An 18710-nucleotide genomic window follows, 5' to 3' on the forward strand; every position below is an offset into this window, starting at 1 on the left:
TTGCGGTAAATGCGTCCAACGATCCTGGGACGCCTCATTTCTTCAATCTGCCGTGTTGCGGCGGCACTCGTCCCGGCGGGTGCAGAAAAATTCGCATACGGGTGATCCGTCGCGCCGCTAGGGAGCGTTACAGATTTGCGTGCGCTTCGGCCTGGCCGTGTCCGCGGCTCGCGACAGCTTGAGCGCCAGATTGGCACGCAAAATCCTATAGGGGCAGCGCCCCTCAAGTGGAGATAGCTTATGAAAATGCGACTGCTTGTTTCTGCGGCGATGGCTGTCATGGTCGTTACGGTTCCCGCCACTATCAGCTTCGCAAAGGACAAGACCGTCATGGTCGGTGGCGCCGCCATGTATCCTAGCAAGACCATCGTCGCGAACGCTGTGAAATCAAAGGATCACACGACCCTGGTCGCAGCGGTCAAGGCGGCTGGCTTGGTAGATACACTATCTGGGCCAGGTCCGTTTACGGTGTTCGCGCCAACCAATGCTGCTTTTGGGAAGCTACCGAAAGGTACGGTCGAAACGTTGGTCAAGCCGGAGAACAAGGCGACGCTGACCAAGATCCTCACGTACCACGTGGTTCCGGGCAAGCTCAGCGCGGACCAGCTCATGGACGGGCAGCGGCTGATGACGGTCGAAGGCGAGCCGCTCACCGTCAAAAAGTCGGGCGGCAGGGTGATGATTGTCGACGCAAAGGGTGGTGCAGCGACCGTGACCATCGCGGACGCCAACCAGTCCAACGGCGTCATCCATGTCGTCAACCAGGTCCTGATGCCGGCAAGTTAGCGCCGGCCGCGAGCGGGCGCGTTCTCCTCCAGTCCCGAGCGCCCGCTCGCACCCTTGGAATCGGCGAATGCTACCGGCAAATGACGACTTCGAATCTGTTTGGGACTACCCGCGGCCTCCACGGCTGGAGAGGGTACGGCACCGCCTGATCGTCATGTTCGAAAATGTCCTCGTCGCCGACACGCAATCCGGCTATCGCGTGCTGGAGACAAGTCATCCTCCCACTTACTACTTCCCTCCCACAGATGTCGCGCTCGCGCTGTTGCGCCGCGCCGACGGTCATTCGTTTTGTGAGTTTAAGGGCGTCGCGGAATATCGTACGATCAGCGTCGGCGACCGGGTCTCGGTACGTGCGGCTTGGGTTTATCCGCGCCCGCTCGAGCCGTACAAGGAGATTGCGGGCCATTTCGCCTTTTATCCATCTCGGGTCGATGCCTGCTTCGTCGGCCACGAGCAGGCCATAGCGCAAGAGGGCGAATTCTACGGCGGCTGGATCACCTCGGGGATCAACGGCTCTTTCAAGGGCGGCTCAGGCGGCCAGGGCTGGTAGAAATCTTCTCGCAAACTTGCGGTCTACCCGCCTGCCTGACATCGGCGGCCACGAGCCACAGCCTGTTCATGTCCACTCCTGCGCCGGAAGCGAGCCGCGGCCAACTCTCGAGACCTGCCTCGATGATGGCTATGTCGCGGGTTGGACAGAGCTCCCCGCTGAGTCGCGCTGAAGCTGCTCCTTGACCATGGCTGACCGCAAATGTCCAAAGAAAGCAGATCAGGGGCCAGTCTCAGTCGCGGTCTTTGGGCATGACCACCAGCCTCATCGCAGCCCGGATAATGTCTTCGCGCCCGCTTCGTCGCTCGCGCCATCTTTCGAGCTCCTGGAGACCCGCAACGAGACACGCACCGAGACTGATCACCAGCCCCACGAGCAAAAACGCCTGGTCGGTTGGCTCCATGTCACGCTCCGTGCGTGTGAAGCCGAACATATTCGACGAGATCGATGGACAACATGTCACCACGTCACGTGCCCCATACCGCGCCACAGAGCGAGCACATCCTGCTCAACGAGAAACTCCGGCCACATGAAGGTGTGATAGCCTCGTTGGCCCGCAGCAAACGCTGCGAGCTGGAGGAGGTGCCCATAGATCATGAGGCGATCTTCGGCCGCCGAGCTTGCGACCCCCAGCTCCGTGCAACCGGCAAGAGTCGGGGCCGGGTGCAATTCAACCACAGCGACGAGCGCGTCGCGCGCGATGCAGGCGATCACAATTGCTTCCTCAGCATCGAGACCACGGCAGTAGCCCACGATCGCGTCGTCCGACATGCCGCATCCGAAGCGTGCGCGCCGTTGATCGAATGTCAGGCTATTGAAGAAAGGGACAAGAAGCGACCGGAGTTCCCCAGCCGAGAGTGTCCTGAACGACAGCGTGGAAGCGCCGGGGCTGCAAAATTCAAGAGCATTTGACGTCTTCATGTTGTTTCCAATGCGTCTGCTGAAAAAGTGTGCACGAGAGTCCAGCCTGGATGAAAAAAAGCGGTCTCCAAACGGCGCGATGCTAGTGCAATCTCGAAATTGATGCTGTGGCGTCCTTCACAATCAGCACTCGCGTTTGATGTAGCGAAAATCATGCCGCTCGCAGGCGTCGGTCGTGAAGGTCACAAAAGTCGCTCACGCGACAATTTAATGCTGCTATGCTGCAATCAGCCCACTCGTGGAGACGCCGCTGATGATGAACCGCAACCTCGTTGCCGCGCTGGTCACGTTTGGCCTGGCCTCGCCCGCCGTCACCCGCGCGCAGGACGCGCCGCTTGAGGAGCAGATCGTCAACCAGATGAACAAAGTGTTCGGTGTCCACTCTGGATTCCGCGCCAATCACGCCAAAGGCGTCGTGGCCGAGGGGAAGTTTAAGGCCTCTCCAGAAGCCGCAGGCTTGAGCAAGGCGGTGCATTTCGGCGGCACCGACATCCCGGTGACTGTGCGGTTCTCTGACTCCACGGGAGTACCAAATCTGCCCGACGGATCGGATGACGCCAATCCGCATGGCGTCTCGGTGAAATTTCACCTGCCCGACGGCAGCGACACGGACATCGTGATCAATTCGCTGAAATTCTTTCCCGTCGCGACCAGCGAGGAATTTCGCGACCTGCTCGTCGCAATCGCGCAGAGCCCGCCGGACGCGGCCAAGCCGACGAAGTTTGAGCAGTTCGTGGCAAGCCACCTCACGGTCCCAGCTGCCTTCGCCACGGTCGCCACGCCCAACAGTTTCGCTAACGAGGCCTACTTCGGCATCAATGCGTTTGTGTTCGTCAACAAAGGTGGTCAGCGACAGGCCGTCCGTTACCAGATGATTCCCGAGAAGCTCGTGCACCTGGACAAGGCGGAGGCTGCGAAGATGACGCCGGACTTCCTGATGGAGGAGCTGCCCTCACGATTGAAGCAGGGGCCGGTGACCTTCCGGTTCAAGGTGCAACTCGCTGCCGAGGGCGACTCCACCAAAGACCCATCGAAGCCCTGGCCTGATGATCGCAAGCTGGTCGAGCTTGGCGTGCTGACGATCGACAAAGCCGTGGCGAACAGTGAGGAGGCGCAAAAGAAGCTCCTGTTCCTGCCGGGCCCTCACCGACGGGATCGAGCAGTCCGACGATCCGATGGTCGATGTTCGCAACGGCGCCTACGCGATCTCGTTCTCGCGGCGCAATCCTTGACGGTCGGTTAGTCAGCAGTTCATCTCGGAATGCCAGTGGGTTGGCCGCGACCTACTCGGAATTTCCGCCGATGCTGACCGGCTGCGCTCCAACGTAAAAAAGCTGACTGCCAAAAGCGGCCGGACTCTGGACGAAGAGGTGGCCGCGTCCGCCGCCAGCAGCCCGGCAAAGCATTGGGCGTGTCGAAGAGTTCGGCGCCGTCTGCACATTCTATTGCAGCGCCCATCCAGGCTATTTAACCGGTCAGACTGTCATGCTGGACGGCGGTCGGTATCCCGCTGTCTTTTAGAGCGGGTCGCTGTCCGTGAGGAGGCGCTAGTTTTCCCGAATACACATAATGGCATCCGCCGTTCCGCTGGATATGACCTCTACTCTTCGAACTCCCGGCAACCCACGCCGGCGTTCCCCATCTTGTGTCGAGGCCTCGCTGCTCGGGCGCGATCATGCAGAACGCGGCGTCGCTGCGCTGGACGAGTACTTGCAGACCAAGAACGTGATAATCGATTTTCTAGCGAGAGCGCTATCCGTTCGCTCACGATGTAAGGTGCGCGGCCGCCGAACGGCCCCTCTACTCATCTCCCTATTGGAGCGGCGGGAAGGTGCCGTCCCCAATCTCCAGAGCTGCAATCAATCCTCTGAGAGTAGCGGCGATCGATGAGATCGCCGCCGCACTCAGGCAACAAGACGGGCGGCTGACGGATACTGCTTTTCCCGCACCCTCTGACCGGCTAGATTGCACCGCGCAATAGCAGAGACAGGCGGGTGTTCGACGGATTGTACAAATGCGAGTATCGTGCCGGCCGCGTGCTGAACCGTAGCGTCATGCGTGTGCGCGGTGGCCGCATGCTGGGCGGAAACTCGGCTTTCGCCCACGTCGGAAGCTACGAAGAGATCGACGGCGTGATCGTCGGTCGCGTAGCCGGACAGCGCCATGCCCTCAATCCCGAGGTGCGGCAGCTCTATGATGCGGATGATGACGAGCTGATCCTGCGCGGCCGTGCGGTCGGGGATTCCTATCACTTCGACGCCTCTCCGGTCCGGCTCCCTGATCAAGTGATGCATGCCGTGATGACGAGCTTGGATGATCGTCTTGATCAGCGGAAAATTGAGAAGAGGCTCCCCGCCCTGAAACTCAATCTTGATTCGTGCCGACGGGCTGGCGAACGCAATGTCCAGGGCGCGCATCGCCGTTTCCTGGCTCATATCGAAGCGCGAGCGATCGGTACTTTGACGCGAGACCTGGCAATAAGGGCAAGAGTGTTCGCACCGAAGCGTCACGACGAAAATATGAAGCGGGGTCATCTGCTGCAGGAACGACATCCGGCTTCTCAGTCGGGCGGCCAGAAGCTGACGTTGCGCCTTCTGGTTCGCTCCGGTGACGAGATGAGCGGCATAGGCCCTTTCGTAGAGGCCGTCGCCGGGTCGGACCCGAAGGTCGACAAGCCTGCTTAGTTCATCCTCCGTCAGGCGGATGAAATCGCCGATCATGTTGGCGACAAGACACTGGCCCTCGCCGATGCGCTCAAAATTGAACGGCAACAGCGATAGATCTTCGGTTGCCGCTCTGAAGGTCTCAGGAGATAAAAACCGCGCCATGGTTCTCCGGCAGGACTCTACTTTTGGTTGGTGGCCAGGGCCCCGAAGGCAAGTGCGAGGATAACGTTCCGGACGCCTTCGGTTTTTTCAGCGACGCGAATCCGCAAGTTTTCGTTGGCGACAAGGTACAGAAACCGCTCCTTCAGTTCGTCCGAACTAAGCACGGCTCCTTTTTGCGGATTGCCAGAGGAAACTAAGCGGCAAATATAGCGGTCGCCTGCACGGTCAACCTGGCAGGTCGCCGATCCGATCAGACGATAGGCTGCCGCATCCAAAGCGTTCAGGCTTTGGATGCTTGAATCGAAATCGACAGCTACCTCGACCTGAGACGCCGCAGGAAGCTTAGCGGCTGGAGGCATGAGAGGCATGTGAAGCATGCGACGCGTGCGAGCTATGTCCCGCGACGATGGTGCCGTCGGCCTGCTTCGTCATGACAAACCCGAGAAGGTCTTCTCCTGCTTGATAATAGGCATTGGGCCGAGGTTTATCAGCAGTGACTTCGGTGGCTACGGAGGTCCGTTCATCGGCAACGACCGCCTTGACCGAGCAGAGCTAACGCACCGTGGTCATCGCGGCCCCCCTCGGAAGGGTGAACGCGGTGCCGTCCGCGTCGAGATCAACGGCGGCCCGGTTGTTCTACACCGGGAGCGCGGCGCCGCCGTCCGGTGTCACGACCTGCCACGCTTTCTTGCCGATGTGCTCGCCGGTCAGCATCTTGGAGGCGATCGGCAAGGTGGCGCACTTCAGTCCCACACTCAGACGCCCGAGGTGCTCCGCGCCCGGCACCGGCTCGAGGAACTGCTCCAGGCCCGTGCGACGGAGGATGTTGTATTCGGTCATGCCCTTCCGCGCGGTGAGCGCGTAATCGGCACCGGGGAGGACGTAGAACACCTTTCCGCCCGACAGGAAGCCCGTCGCCTGCAGACCTTTATGGCGGAGGCGGTAGAGCGTCGCCGGCGGCGTCGGCATCTGGTCCGGCTCGATCGGCACGACATCACCCAGGATGCGCGTGGCGGGCAGCGAAAGGGAGGGGCGGCCCGCGGTCGAACCAGGCGCTTCGAGGGGACGGAAGCCTGCGACGCCGAGGAGGAATTCTGCCTGTCGGACGAGCTGTTCGAACCCTGGGTCGAGGTTGAGGTTTCCCCCCAAGGGACGGTGGAGGTTCGCGAGCGGCACTCCGATGTCGTGAAGCCGGTCGACCAATCTGGCCTCGACGTAGCCGGCCGCAAGCTTATGGAAGCGGGGGTCGAAAGAATACAGCAGATAGACCTGCGCCTTGTTGAGGACCTCGGCGGCGACGCGCTCGCCGATCTTCCGATTCCCGTTGCCCTCACCGACATACACCACGGATCCGTGGACGATATAGCAGATATTGCTGGAGGCGGAGGGGAGTTGCGCCTTCAACCGGTCGAGCTGCAGAAACGGCGCCGCGACGACGGCCAGAATGCCGCCCATGGACTGCGACCGGCGCAGTCCGCAGAGCGACGTATCGAGAAGTTCTATCGTCGCCACGAAGGGGAATTCGCGATCGAGCAGCGGGTACTGTTGGAAAACTACGGTGTCGTCGGTCGGCCCTTTGAGATCAGCCATTGTTCTCACGCTTGACGGTTTATGTTGGTGACATTATGTAACCGATAACACCGCCGAAGCAAGTCCCGCGTGGTTGCTTGGTTAAGGCGCGTACGCCGCGCTTCCGCGGCGGGCTGAAGGAGGTGGAGGGTGAACTAGCGACGTTTGGGCCGGGACAGCCGAACCCCTTCGCCCTTGCCACCGACGGCTTTGATGAATTCAACACCGCGCTTTTCCAGGCATGCGCAGACCTTCTCGAGCACCGCAACGCGCCGGTAGTCCAGCGCGACCGATTCATCGTTTTCCAGCGCGACTATGGCTTTCCTGGAGACGTGCGCGTACTCGGCAAGCGTTGCCTGATCTATGCCGACGAGACCGCGAGCGGCCCGGATGAGGTAAGGCGGCGGCCATAAGTCCGCCACGGGGATTTCGGTCGGCATTCCTGGCCAGGTCGGTGTCCGTCGCCGCCGCAAACCGACGACTCATTTCGCCAGACTACCGCACTTCGACAATCCGATGAAGATCGCGCGGTTAACCTAACGGGCACAAAAAGACACCGACGTATTGACTCGCGCTTCCGTCGGTGACATTTTGTAACCGATCGGGTAGCCGTGAGGTCGAGAAGGGGCGGCGCGTCACCCTCAAGGTCAGGTTCCCTTACCTCGACCCCGCGGGCACGCGCGAGCGGCCATCGCGATAGCTTAGGAGAATTGAGTGAGCACCCAACGCAAACCCTACCAAACGACCGTTCCGGATTTTCGCTCGATCGAGGAGCCCTCCTTCAGGGCGCTCGGCTGGTGGCGGAATACGCGCGCGGACAACTTCCACGCCTCTTCACTGGGCGAGATGAAGGCTGCGGTCGCCAACATCGCGATGCTCGCGGAGCCCCGTTGGCGCGACGCGGCTTCCGGCGATGCTGCCGCGGCCATCGCCCTCGTGCTTGCGATGGGGCCGGAGAACTCCCACGCACTGAAGTTCGACATCTGCATGACCGCCCTCGTCATCTGCGCTTGCGAAGGCGACGCCGCATCGTGCCTGGTCATCGCCTGGGTGCTCAGGCGGCTACCCAAAGCGAAGACCCGCGAGAAGCGGCTCGCCACGTCCTGGACCGTCCGCGCGATGCGGCCGCTCCTCGCGCGTGCCGGACTGGATAATGACTGATATGCGGCTGCAGATCGTCAACGACCTGCACCTCGACCATCCCGGCAGCGGCGGGGCACCGCCGCTGGCTAAGGGCGTCCGCATGGTCGTGGTCGCCGGCGACACCTGCGAAGGATTGGTCAATGCCGTCGAACAACTTCGTCGCGCCTACCCGGCGCCGACGGAAGTCGTCATGGTGGCCGGCAATCACGAACTGTGGTCGAAGAATCTGGACTTCGAAGAACACTGGGAGGAGGGCCTCCTGGCGGCCGAACGCCACGGCGTTCACCTTCTGGAGAACTCCGCCCTGACACTGTGGGGCGTTCGTCTGCTGGGCTGCACCCTCTGGACCGACTACGAGCTATTCGGAGCGCACATGCGCGACGTGGCCATGCACGCCGCAGCCCACACCATGCTCGACCATCGCCGCATCAAGTGGAGGCGCGATCCTTGGCGGCGGTTTCGTCCCGCCGAGGCCCGCCTCCTCCACCACCGGTCGCGGTTGTTTCTCGAGACGGAGCTTGCGAAATCGCATGACGGCCCGACGGTCTGCATTTCGCACCACGCCATGACGCCGGAGGCGGTCGCGCCCGCCTTCCGGGACAGCATGGTCACGGCCGCCTACGCTTCCGAGTTGTCGTCCCTGATCGATCGCTTCCAGCCCGACCTGATCGTGTCGGGTCACACGCACTACCCGATGGACCTGACCCGCGGCCGCACGCGCCTCCTCAGCAACCCCGCCGGCTACCCTGGGGAGAGCAGGTCCTTCGATCCGGCCTTCGTCGTTGAACTGCCTGATCCTTAGTCGGCCCGTATGTCGCTGTAAGCCAACTCCGAAAGCCAAGAAGTCGATGACCACCTTCTCGCTTTTCCAGATCATGCACCAACTTTCCGCCTTCGGCAGACAGGCGTGCGAAGGGCCGGCGTTGAAGTCGCTCGTCTTTGGTGCCTGTCGAGAGGCCGTTGAGAGTGCGTTGGTGGCATCCGACGATGTTGCCATCTCGGCGCCTCAAGGGGGGCAGCCATGAGCACTGATGACGAGCAAAACGAGGCGAGCAAGGTCGGGGGCTTCTCCCGTTTGGCCGCCAGCGCGACCATGCGTGAACATCTGGAAACTCGGGAAGATCTCGACGGCGATACGTGCGACGACCCCGCCGCGGATGCGGTGGAAGACACCATTCCCGACTCCTTCACGCCACGCGAGACCCTGGTATCCGCTGCGCTCGCTGCCGCTCTCACGCCCGCCACTAAGGAAGCCCTGAAATCTCCTTCCTCTCGGGCGCTCGTGATCTCGGTTCCGTCGGCGGGTTGGATCTCGCCCGTAAGAGATCTTTTCCTGCGGCGCCCCTTCGGACGAAAGTGGACGTGCATTGCTCGCGACGGATCCGACCGCCGAGGGCACCAGCCGTCCTCTGGTAACACGGAAGCCGCCACCGCTCTCGCGGCGGGAGCCTCGGTGGTCGGCATCGCCGTCGCTCCGGAACAGACTCTTCCGTCGACGCTCATCGGAGCTGCCGATTTCCGGCTCCCCCTCAAGTTCGGTGTGAAGGTCGTCGAGGAGGCGATCCTGAAGATCCACGGAAGCGCCGCGCAGATCCAAGAGCGAGATCTCATCGGCCTCGATCTCGAGGACGTGGTCGCTGCCATGCGAAGAGGCAGCACCGGGCAAGACGTCAAGACTCGTCTGTCAGCCGCAGCAAAGACGCGCCTCGGACAAACCGACGCCGACGACGTGCCCCTCCTCGAAACGGCCGTCGAATACGGTGCCGCCAGGGACTGGGCTTTGGCTCTGGCGCGCGACCTGCGTGACTACCGGGCGGGGAATTTGCCATGGAGCGCGGTCGACAGAGGCGCGGTCTTCCACTCGGGGCCCGGGATGGGCAAGAGCGTTCTCGCAAGAAGCATCGCCCGCGCGTGCGAGTCGACGCTGATCGTCGGCAGCGTCGGCGAACTCTTCGCCAGCAGTTCAGGATATCTCGACGGCGTGATCAAGGCTCAGCGCGAGCTTTTTGCCAAGGCCGTAGCTGCGGCGCCGTCGATCCTGTTCCTGGACGAGATCGACGGTCTGCCCTCGAGAGATTCGTTGAGCTCCCGAGCCCGCGAATGGTGGATGCCGATCATCGAGGATTTCATGTTGCTGCTGGACGACGCCACGAGCGCGCGACGCGAAGGCGTGGTCGTGATCGGAGCCACGAACCGGATCAAGGCGGTGGATCCGGCCATCCTGCGGCCCGGGAGGCTGGAGCGCGCCATCGAACTCACGGCCCCCGGTCCAGAGGGGATCCTCAACATCCTGCGCTTTCACGTGCGTGACAGCCTGCCCGAGAAGGATTTGCACTCGGCGGCGGAGATGCTGGATGGTTTCACGCCGGCGGAAATCATGGAGACGGTGAGAAGCGCGCGCCGCACGGCACGGACTTCCGGACGCGACCTTTCTGCTGACGATCTCAAGCGTGCCGTCCTGCCGGCGACGACCGTCCCGCCCGCGTCGCTGAGGCGGATCGCATTCCACGAGGCGGGGCACGTGGTCGTCGCCATTGCTACAGGCGTGGGCACCGTCAGGTCGGTCAGGATCGGCGGTCGTCAAGGCACCGGTGGCATGACCAGCATCGACCCTATTTCCAGCGATCTCGCCACACGGCGGTCGATCGAAAGGCAGGTTGTGGGCATCCTCGCGGGACGTGCCGCGGAAATCGTGATGCTCGGTGCCCCTTCGGCAGGAGCCGGCGGAAGTGAGCGGTCCGACTTGGCGCTCGCGACGCGCCTCGTGGCAAGCATGGAGCTCTCTCTCGGATTGGGGGAGAACAGCTTGGCTTACGTCGGAGACGCCGACGCGGCCGTCGAGGAACTGCGGCTCGATCGGACCATCCGGCAACGCGTCGACGAGAGGCTGCACCGGCTGCAAGCCCGGGCCTGCGAGATCGTCGAAGTGCGTCGCGATCAGATCGTAGCCGTCGCCGATGCGCTCATCGAGAGGAGCTTTCTGTCGGGCGACGAGATCGAGAGGATTCTCGCTGGCGCCGGCGTCGGGAATGGATACGTTTCCGACACGGTGGACACCGGGAGCTCCCTCACGTGATACCGGAGGTGACAAACTCACACGAGCTGGAGAAGCTCGCGGCCATGCTCGAAAGCAGTGGCGAGTACCGGATCCTCAGGCGATTGCGCCTGGCGGGCGCCACTCCGCCCCCGGTAGGAGCGACGATGCGGCGGGGCGTGATTGTGGACGTCGAAACGACGGGTCTGGATTCGGCGACCGACGAGATCATTGAATTGGCGATGCTCGCTTTCGACTACTCGACGGATGGGGCGTTCGTTGCATCTGCGAATACGTTCGATCAACTGCGTGAGCCCGGTCAACCGATTCCGCCGGAAGTCACCAGGCTGACCGGCATCACCGACGAAATGGTCGCGGATCAAAGCATCGACTGCGCCTCCGTGGATGCGTTCATAGCTGATGCGGCTCTGGTAATCGCTCACAATGCCGCCTTCGATCGGCGAGTTTGCGAACGGCTTGTTCCGTCATTTGCGGCGAAGCCGTGGGCTTGCTCAATTCGGGAAGTGGACTGGATTTTCGAGGGCTTCGAAAGCGCGCGCCTGTCATCTCTCGCTGCGGGCTACGGTCGCTTCTTCGATAGCCATCGAGCCCTGCACGATTGCGAGGCCGCGCTCGATGTGCTCTCGAGACCGTTGCCGCGCACCGGGCGGATCGCCCTCAGTGCTCTTTTAGAGTCCGCGCGCCGTCCGAAATGGCGCCTTCGCGCGGTGCGGCCTCCGTTTGCCGTTCGCGAACGCCTGAAGCTCCGAGGCTACCGTTGGGAAGCCGGCAAGGGCGGGGCACAGGGCGCTTGGTGCACCGAGACCGACCAAAGTTCCTTTCCAGCCGAATGCGATTTTCTCCGGCACGAAATCTACCGCCAACCGGCGCCGTCCATCGACGCTCGATTGCTGACTGCGTACGAGCGTTACTCGCTGAGGTCTGACTGAACGCGGTCGCGCCGCACCGGCTCTCTGCGGAGGTGGCAGGTTTCAAAGGGCCGGGCATATACGAGCAAACCGAGGAAGAGCCGAACGCCGCGGCGCCAAGCCGATGCTCGTGATGCTGACTAGGCCTTGCAAGGTCGAAGCCTGGATGACCGCGCCGCCGACGAGGCGCTGAATCTGCAGCGCCCGCTTCCGGACGGGCACTTAGAATCTCGCGCGCGGCGTCAAGGAAGATCCGTTCCTCGAAGCGTAGCGCAGCGGCGTCCTGACCAAACCTTGTCCATCGGCCCGAGCGCGGTGATGTGTTCGCGGCTCGTCAGCATCACGCGCCCGATGGCGGCTTTGTCCATTTCGCGGATGGCCTTCCGGATCACGGCGAAGGCGTCGTGCCCGACCTTGCCCTCCGGGCGGACGTAGTAGGGACGGATCAGGTAACGCGGGTCGATGTTGGTCCTGTCGACGAACTCGTCCATTTCGATGGCCCGCGTCGACTCCAGCGCGATCTCCTCGAGCTCCTCCTTGGAGGCCTCGACGTATTGGCCCTTCGCCAGCTCGTAGCCCCTTGGCGATGTCCTCGTTGGGCACCTCGTCGCCGGTGTCGGCGTCGGCGTTGACTTGATGCGATTCCGTTCTGCCGGTTGAGCTTTTCGCTCTCGGACGTGGCGGGGTAGCGCCACGGGACGTGTTTCCAGCGAGAGACGCAAAAAGCCGTTCCAGTTTGCTCTGGGGGCTTGGTTACCCATCGCTCCACGTAGGGGACTCGGACTCCAGACGAACGGCGCGGCGCGGTTCCGGCACCGAGCCGACGGCCCGCTTCATTTCGCTACTTTCCGCTTTGGGCGGACTCGACTCTTACGTTCTTGATATGTTCTAATGGCCCATGGCCGACCGACCCGCGAGCTGGCGCATGCCGACAGTCAAGCAGATGGAAAAGATGACAGCTGCAGTCGGCCGAAAGGCCCCGCCCGGACGCGGGTTGGCCCCGAACGAGGATCTGCCGCCGGAATATTGGCAGGCCGTGCTGGAAGACCCTCGCGAGGAAGCGGTCGGCTCAGGTCCTGGCGCTTCGACACGCCTGCTGCGGCTGAGGCAGATACCCCAGCACCTTCTCAGGGTGGGCTGCCGGCGCTGCGGCAGGACGGTCGAGATTCAGAAGGCGGACGCTACCAGGCTCTACGGTCCGGAGGCGGTCTGGAGGGATGTCGGTCAGCGGCTGCTCGATGACACCTGCGGCAACCGAACCGGGCGCCATGAGGAAGACGGCTGCTGGCCGACCTTCGACGTGGCCTAGGCGCCGCTCGATGGCGCCGAAGTATCACCCGACGCCCCTTTCCGGAGGCGACCGCAAGGCCCTGAAGAAGGAGCTCGGCAAGTCGCGGGCGATGGCCAACATCCTGGCTGCGCAGTCGACTGAGATGCGGGGCAAGGCCGAGATCATGCTGCAGCAGGCCGACAGGTTGCTATGCGAAAGCTGGAACGAGCGGATGTGGTCGGACGGTGATCCGCCCGCGAATGTGGGAGGATGCCATAGACACGCTGGCTGAATTCAACGTGGCGGAAAAGCCGGAGATCGGGATCTCTGGCGTGCTCGAAAGCATAAACGTCTCGTTGAAGAAATACGTACCCCGCGAATGGGGCGCGAAACCGCACCTGAAGGTATCCAGCCTCACAAGGGAGCACCTGCGCAAGGTGATCACGGCCTTCATCGCGACCGGCGATGGCGACCATTCCGCGCCATTTTATCGGCAAGGTACTGGCACGATCAACATGCTAGTCCTCGCGATGCTGTCCCAGATTGCCGAGGACAAGCAGAACGTCATCTTCGCCATGGAAGAGGTCGAGACGGCGATCCCGCCCTATGCGCAGAAACGCATCGTTCATGAACTCCGAAATCTCTCGGCTCAGGCGATCTTCACGTCGCATTCCCCCTACGTGTTGGAGGAGTTCGGTCTCGAACAGACGGTCATCCTTTCGAGATCGGACAGTGGAGAGCTGACTCAGGCGACGATCGAGTTGCCCGAGAGCGTGAAGCACAAGCGATACCGACAGGAGTTCCGGACGCGGTTCTGCGAAGGACTCCTGTCGAGGCGGGTGCTCGTCGCGGAAGGCGCGACCGAAGCGGCGTCGTTCCCCGTGGCAGCCCGTCGGTTAGCTGAGCTGAACCCGAAGGTCTATCCGAGAGGCGATGAGCCGCGATCGTCGCGCGAGGCCAATCCTTGTCGGCTTCGGATCCTGGCCAAGTAGTTCGCGAAGTCTTCCGGATTTCCGGACTATAGAGCGCCGATCGTCCGGACCGGAGCCGAGGGCCGCGAGCTCGCGACCGCGCGCTGGGGCATGCCGTCCTCGCCGAAGGCCTTGATGGACGCGACGAAGAAGCGTGCCGAGAAGCTGCAGGCCAAGGGCAAGGAGGTCAATTTCAAGGAATTGCTACGGATGGAGCCCGACGGCGGCACGACCAACATCCGCAACGTGAAGAGCAAGCACTGGACGCGCTGGCTGGGCCTCGAGCACCGCTGCGTCGTGCCGTTCAACTCGTTCAGCGAGTTCAACAAGGCCGAAGGCGGCGAGCCGGACCTCGCGCCGGAAGCGATCATTCCGAAGATCAAGGTGCTGATCGGCGACCCTTTGGTCGACATCGACATCGTGAGAACCTCGATCTGGTACGTCAACCAGGCCTACGTGCCCCAGTATTCGAAAGGCAGGGTGCTCTGCGGCGGCGACGCGGTCCACCGGCATCCGCCGTCGAGCGGGCTCGGCAACAACACGTGCGTACAGGACAGCCACAACCTCGGTTGGAAGCTTGCGTACGCCGTGAAGGGTTGGGCCGGTCCGAAGCTTCTGGAAAGCTACTCGCAGGAGCGGGCGCCCGTCGGAAAGCAGATCGTGCTGCGTGCCAACCAGTCCCGGCTCGACTACGCCCCGCTGAACGCATGCTTCCGCGTGCCGGGCGCCGAGAATCCGGTCGCCGCCGGCATCGCGCGTTTTCGCGATCCGGGTCCAGATGGCGTCGCGGCCCGGAAGGCGGCGCAGGCCGCGCTTGATCTCAAGCAGACGGAATTCAATGCCCAGGGCACCGAGATGAACCAGCGGTACGAGTCCTCGGCCGTGATTCCCGACGTCGGTGGCGAGCCCGAGCAGTGGCGGCGAGATCGCGGCCTCTACAATCAGCCGACGTCGCGCCCGGGTGCCAAGATCCCGCATGCGTGGCTCGTCGATCGCGACGGGTTGCGGGTGTCGACGCTCGACGTGACGGGCAAGGGTCTCTTCACCATCGTGACGGGCCTTGCCGGCATCGCATGGAAGGAAGCGGCGCTGCGTCTCGACCTGCCGTTTCTCCGGGTCGTCGTGACGGGCTCTCCCGAAGCGCAGGACCTCTATTGCGAGTGGCAGCGCATTCGCGAAATCGAGGAAGCCGGAGTTCTTCTTGTTCGCCCCGATGGTGTGGTCGCGTGGCGCAACATGGATGGGACTTTTGACACAGGCGAAGCCCTGGACCGGCTGAGCGCTGCGATACGAAGGGTCCTAGATGTCTCGGACCTTTCGGCGATCCCGCGCGATAAGCCGCAGCCGCCGTCGAAACCGAGTGGCACGCCCCTCTTCGCCTGACACACAAACCAACGAGCTCGATTCATGACCGACACAAGACCAGCGAACTTCTCCAGCGTCTGGGCCGACCTGCGGGGCGTTTCCTTCAAGCAGCACTACATCGACGCCGGCGGAATCCGGACCCGCTGCATCGAGGCGGGCGACCCGTCCAAACCGCTCGTCCTGGCGCTGCACGGCGTCGGCGGACATGCAGAGGCATATTCGAGGAATTTCGGCCCTCATGCCGATAGCTTCTGGTTCGTTGCCATCGACATGCTGGGACACGGCTGGACCGACAAGCCCGCGATCGACTACCAGGTCAGGGACTACGCCGACCACGTGCTCGCGGTCCTGAAGGCCCTCGGCAGAGACAAGGCGATGATAAGCGGGGAATCGCTGGGCGGCTGGGTCGCCACCTATCTCGCGGTACATCGTCCCGCCGTGGTGGAGAAACTGGTCCTCAACACCGCCGGCGGTTGGACCGCGCACCCGCAGGTGATGGAAAGACTGAAGAAGCTGTCGAATGAGGCCGCTTCCGATCCATCATGGGAGCGGATCAAGACGCGCCTCGAATTCCTGATGTGCGACAAGAGCATGGTCTCGGACGATCTCATCGTGACCCGTCGTGCGATCTACGCGCAGCCGGGATTCGCCGACACGATGAAGCGGATCATGTGCCTGCAGGACATGGAAATCCGCCGACCGAACATGATCACCGCCGACCAGTACCGGTCGATCAACGCTCCGACCATGGTCGTGTGGACCTCGCATGATCCGACCGCCACGCCCGAGGAAGGCAAGCAGATCGCGGACATGATCCCGGGTTCGAAATTCGTCGTCATGAACCGCTGCGGCCACTGGCCTCAGTTCGAGGACCCAGAGCAGTTCAACCGCCTCCATATCGAATTCCTTCGGACCGGCAAGTAAGGATCATTCAGATGAACCAGCAAACCAAGCATGGCGAGCTCGCCGCCCAGATCCGCGCGGCTTACGCCGGTGCCCCGATCGCGCCCATCCGGACGCAACTGGCAGAGCTCGATGTCGATGCGGCCTACGCCATCCAGCAGGAGAACACTGCGCACTGGGAAAAGGAGGGGCGGCGCGTCGTCGGAAGCAAGATAGGATTGACCTCCCGTGCGGTCCAGAAGCAGCTCGGCGTCGATCGTCCGGACTTCGGCGTACTCTTCGCTGACATGATCATGGGAGAAGACGAGCCTGTCGCGGCGGGGCGCGTCCTGCAGCCGAAGATCGAGGCCGAAGTAGCCTTTCTTCTCGAGCGCGATATCGAGGTCGAAACGCCGACCGTGGCCGACGTCGTGCGTGCAGTGGCCTATGCGATGCCCGCCCTCGAGATCGTGGGCAGCCGTATCACGAATTGGGATATCGGAATCGTCGATACCATCGCCGACAACGCCTCGTCGGGGCTCTTCGTTCTGGGAGGACCCGTCCGGCGGCTGGATGGCTTGGATCTGCGCTCCCTCCAGATGCAGATGACGAGGAAGGACGAGGTCGTATCGAAGGGGACGGGCGCCGCCTGCCTCGGCAATCCGCTCAACGCGATGGCCTGGCTCGCCGGCGAACTGGCGCGTCGCAAGCGGCCGCTGCGCGCCGGCGACGTCGTTCTGTCTGGAGCGCTGGGGCCGATGGTGCCCGTGAATCCGGGCGACGCATTCGAGGCTAACATCGCCGGGCTCGGGACCGTTTCGGCGCGATTCGCGTGAACACGCACACCAAAGGAACATCAGATGAAGCTCGTCCGCTTTGGTAAACCAGGCGCGGAAAAGCCGGGACCTCGTTGACGATCAGGGAAGGCTGCCTGACCTGTCGGATGTCGTCGCGGATATCACGCCAGCCAACCTGTCTCGCTCGATGCTGCAGAAGATCGCAGCCACCAGTCCATCCGAATTGCCGGTCGTTACCGAGCGAACCGCGGCCGGCGTGCCGGTCACCAGGAATGCTCGTTGCAAGTTCGGCACGGGGACCGCGGTTGAAGCAATCCCCGGGCAGGCGACCAGTACGTCGCAGCTAATACAGGTTAGCTCTGCAACGACATAGGAACGCGCCGCGCGGGACCGGTTTATTGACACGAACAGCCCGCGCGCCCTGTCGGCTTTCGCGACCTCGCGCCCGGATGCGTAACCCCCACGATCAATCAGGAAGGCGTACCATGCAAACCAAGGTCCGGAATCAAATTTCGAAAGGCGTCGCGGCGGTCGTCGGTCTTTGTCTCATGACGATTGGAGGCGCATCCGCCGCGCCGCAGGGCAAGGCCAGCAAGCACGACCAGCATTTCCTGGTCGAAGCCATCCAGGGCGATCTCTCCGAAGTGAAGGTCGGTCAGCTCGCCCAGCAGAAGGCGCAGAGCGACCAGGCCAAGCAGTTCGGAAAGATGCTCGAGCAGGACCACTCGGACAATCTGAAGCAGGCGCAGCAGCTCGCCGACGCGCAGGGCGTTCAGGCACCGAGCGAGCCGAACAGCAAGCAGAAGGCGATCTACGAGAAGCTGAACGGGCTGTCCGGCGCGCAATTCGATGCCGCCTTCGCGCGCAGCATGGTGAAGGACCACGAGGAAGACGTGCGCAAGTTCCAGAAGGAAGCAAAATCCCAGTCACCCGTAGCCGATTTCGCCAAGCAGACGGTTCCGGTGCTGCAAAAGCATTTGGAGACGGCCCGGTCCCTTCAGAAGAGCGCGTCCCGGTAGAGCTGGCAGACGTCGCTGCAATGACGTGAATCGCGATAAAGTTCGGAGTTTCATGAGCAGAATTCTCGTCATTGCATGCGCCTGGCTTGCGCTTGCGACGGTTGGTGCCAAGGCGCAGCCGGCCGAGGGCGCCGCCAGCGGACGCGGGAGGCCGACGGACTGATCCGACGTTCTTTCGGCGATGACGTCGCGGCCGTCGCCAACCTGGGGCGATCTCGCCGGCTGATCCTTCGTCCGCCGGAGTGGCGACCTCCAATCTCAATCGGCCGCCGCTCGCGATCGGCGAACAGCCGCCAATCATCTGGCACTAGTCTTCCACGAATTGGCCACCGATGCCGCCAAATACGGCCCCCTGAGCCGCGGCAAGGGGTGATGTTACGTGGTCGGTCACACCGACCGTTTGGAGATCGATTGGGGCGGAGACCGGCGGGGATGCTGGAACTCGGCGACATCATCCGTCGCGGCGACGTCGCTGGTGCGTGCATACGCGGGAGGGCGGAAGCGAAGCTACACCGCGCGCACAGATCTTCGAGCGTGGTCGACGCGTTGGCCCCAACGCCGTCAACGTAATCCGGAGCCCGAGTCCCGCCTCTCCGACGTCGCGCTGGAATGAATGTGCCGCGAAGCGACCGTCGCACGACGCTTC

At 62.8% G+C, this 18710-nt stretch carries 16 protein-coding genes and 6 pseudogenes; 15 read left to right on the plus strand and 7 right to left on the minus strand.

From position 1 onward, the window contains the following. Window positions 1–270 precede the first annotated feature (270 nt). On the plus strand, window positions 271–786 hold the full coding sequence (locus BRA471DRAFT_RS03960) for a fasciclin domain-containing protein (RefSeq protein WP_231171128.1): 516 nt from the start codon (window positions 271–273) through the stop codon (window positions 784–786). 67 nt (window positions 787–853) lie between these two features. After that, window positions 854–1336 (plus strand): DUF427 domain-containing protein, encoded by a 483-nt coding sequence (locus BRA471DRAFT_RS03965; RefSeq protein WP_007604823.1) that lies wholly within the window; start codon window positions 854–856, stop codon window positions 1334–1336. 459 nt (window positions 1337–1795) lie between these two features. Here BRA471DRAFT_RS03965 and BRA471DRAFT_RS03975 read toward each other — a convergent pair whose 3' ends face one another. Beyond that, the gene (locus BRA471DRAFT_RS03975; protein ID WP_157233971.1) at window positions 1796–2257 is read right to left on the minus strand and encodes a hypothetical protein; all 462 of its coding nucleotides are present in this window, start codon (window positions 2255–2257) and stop codon (window positions 1796–1798) included. Window positions 2258–2510: 253 nt separating this feature from the next. Between BRA471DRAFT_RS03975 and BRA471DRAFT_RS03980 the strand changes: the two are divergent. Further along, window positions 2511–3489 (plus strand): annotated as a pseudogene (locus tag BRA471DRAFT_RS03980) (catalase family peroxidase). 672 nt (window positions 3490–4161) lie between these two features. On the opposite strand, the gene BRA471DRAFT_RS35605 reads toward BRA471DRAFT_RS03980, so the two are convergent. The 5 genes and pseudogenes from BRA471DRAFT_RS35605 to BRA471DRAFT_RS04000 form a co-directional block, all read right to left on the minus strand. Continuing rightward, a complete protein-coding gene (locus BRA471DRAFT_RS35605) occupies window positions 4162–5085 on the minus strand; it encodes a radical SAM protein (RefSeq protein ID WP_007604828.1) in 924 nt (307 codons plus the stop codon). A gap of 17 nt (window positions 5086–5102) precedes the next feature. Beyond that, entirely contained in the window at window positions 5103–5453 is a 351-nt protein-coding gene (locus BRA471DRAFT_RS03990) for a hypothetical protein (RefSeq protein WP_157233972.1), read from the minus strand. Then, window positions 5428–5553, minus strand: a pseudogene (locus BRA471DRAFT_RS40120) (hypothetical protein); the annotation flags it as partial. The pseudogene BRA471DRAFT_RS40120 and the gene BRA471DRAFT_RS03990, both read right to left, overlap by 26 nt. A gap of 168 nt (window positions 5554–5721) precedes the next feature. Next, on the minus strand, window positions 5722–6675 hold the full coding sequence (locus tag BRA471DRAFT_RS03995; protein ID WP_007604830.1) for a hypothetical protein: 954 nt from the start codon (window positions 6673–6675) through the stop codon (window positions 5722–5724). Window positions 6676–6809: 134 nt separating this feature from the next. Further along, a complete protein-coding gene (locus tag BRA471DRAFT_RS04000; protein WP_007604831.1) occupies window positions 6810–7094 on the minus strand; it encodes a helix-turn-helix domain-containing protein in 285 nt (94 codons plus the stop codon). A gap of 274 nt (window positions 7095–7368) precedes the next feature. Here BRA471DRAFT_RS04000 and BRA471DRAFT_RS04005 point away from each other — a divergent pair, with 274 nt between their 5' ends. The 4 genes from BRA471DRAFT_RS04005 (at window position 7369) to BRA471DRAFT_RS04020 (ending at window position 11781) form a co-directional block, all read left to right on the plus strand. Next, window positions 7369–7815 carry a hypothetical protein gene (locus tag BRA471DRAFT_RS04005; RefSeq protein WP_007604832.1) on the plus strand — a complete coding sequence of 149 codons (447 nt, stop codon included), beginning with the start codon at window positions 7369–7371 and terminating at the stop codon, window positions 7813–7815. A 1-nt stretch (window position 7816) separates the two neighbouring features. Continuing rightward, a complete protein-coding gene (locus tag BRA471DRAFT_RS04010) occupies window positions 7817–8599 on the plus strand; it encodes a metallophosphoesterase (protein ID WP_035973527.1) in 783 nt (260 codons plus the stop codon). Window positions 8600–8818: 219 nt separating this feature from the next. Next, window positions 8819–10873, plus strand: coding sequence for an AAA family ATPase (locus BRA471DRAFT_RS04015; protein WP_007604834.1), 2055 nt, complete (start codon window positions 8819–8821; stop codon window positions 10871–10873). After that, window positions 10870–11781, plus strand: a complete 912-nt coding sequence (locus BRA471DRAFT_RS04020; protein WP_007604835.1) for a 3'-5' exonuclease — start codon at window positions 10870–10872, stop codon at window positions 11779–11781. The genes BRA471DRAFT_RS04015 and BRA471DRAFT_RS04020 overlap by 4 nt, the downstream gene beginning before the upstream one ends. 221 nt (window positions 11782–12002) lie before the next feature. On the opposite strand, the gene BRA471DRAFT_RS04025 is transcribed toward BRA471DRAFT_RS04020, so the two are convergent. Beyond that, the gene (locus tag BRA471DRAFT_RS04025) at window positions 12003–12521 is read right to left on the minus strand and encodes a Ku protein (RefSeq protein ID WP_007604836.1); all 519 of its coding nucleotides are present in this window, start codon (window positions 12519–12521) and stop codon (window positions 12003–12005) included. Between the two features lie 164 nt (window positions 12522–12685). Between BRA471DRAFT_RS04025 and BRA471DRAFT_RS04030 the strand changes: the two genes are divergently transcribed. The 8 genes and pseudogenes from BRA471DRAFT_RS04030 (at window position 12686) to BRA471DRAFT_RS04065 (ending at window position 18064) form a co-directional block, all read left to right on the plus strand. Beyond that, complete coding sequence (locus BRA471DRAFT_RS04030; RefSeq protein ID WP_231171030.1) at window positions 12686–13069, plus strand: hypothetical protein; 384 nt, start codon at window positions 12686–12688, stop codon at window positions 13067–13069. Window positions 13070–13079: 10 nt separating this feature from the next. Beyond that, window positions 13080–13283, plus strand: a pseudogene (locus tag BRA471DRAFT_RS04035) (hypothetical protein); the annotation flags it as partial. Then, a pseudogene (locus BRA471DRAFT_RS04040) lies at window positions 13279–13953 on the plus strand (ATP-dependent endonuclease); the annotation flags it as partial. The pseudogenes BRA471DRAFT_RS04035 and BRA471DRAFT_RS04040, both read left to right, overlap by 5 nt. 87 nt (window positions 13954–14040) lie before the next feature. Next, window positions 14041–14658: pseudogene (locus BRA471DRAFT_RS40125) on the plus strand (FAD-dependent monooxygenase); the annotation flags it as partial. A gap of 306 nt (window positions 14659–14964) precedes the next feature. Further along, window positions 14965–15384: pseudogene (locus BRA471DRAFT_RS40130) on the plus strand (2,4-dichlorophenol 6-monooxygenase); the annotation flags it as partial. A gap of 24 nt (window positions 15385–15408) precedes the next feature. After that, complete coding sequence (locus BRA471DRAFT_RS04050; RefSeq protein ID WP_007604838.1) at window positions 15409–16290, plus strand: alpha/beta fold hydrolase; 882 nt, start codon at window positions 15409–15411, stop codon at window positions 16288–16290. A gap of 11 nt (window positions 16291–16301) precedes the next feature. Continuing rightward, window positions 16302–17084, plus strand: coding sequence for a 2-keto-4-pentenoate hydratase (gene mhpD, locus BRA471DRAFT_RS04055; protein WP_007604840.1), 783 nt, complete (start codon window positions 16302–16304; stop codon window positions 17082–17084). Between the two features lie 446 nt (window positions 17085–17530). Beyond that, a complete protein-coding gene (locus BRA471DRAFT_RS04065; RefSeq protein WP_007604841.1) occupies window positions 17531–18064 on the plus strand; it encodes a DUF4142 domain-containing protein in 534 nt (177 codons plus the stop codon). Window positions 18065–18710: the final 646 nt, after the last annotated feature.

Origin of the sequence: Bradyrhizobium sp. WSM471, from assembly GCF_000244915.1 — a bacterium.
Classification (GTDB): domain Bacteria; phylum Pseudomonadota; class Alphaproteobacteria; order Rhizobiales; family Xanthobacteraceae; genus Bradyrhizobium.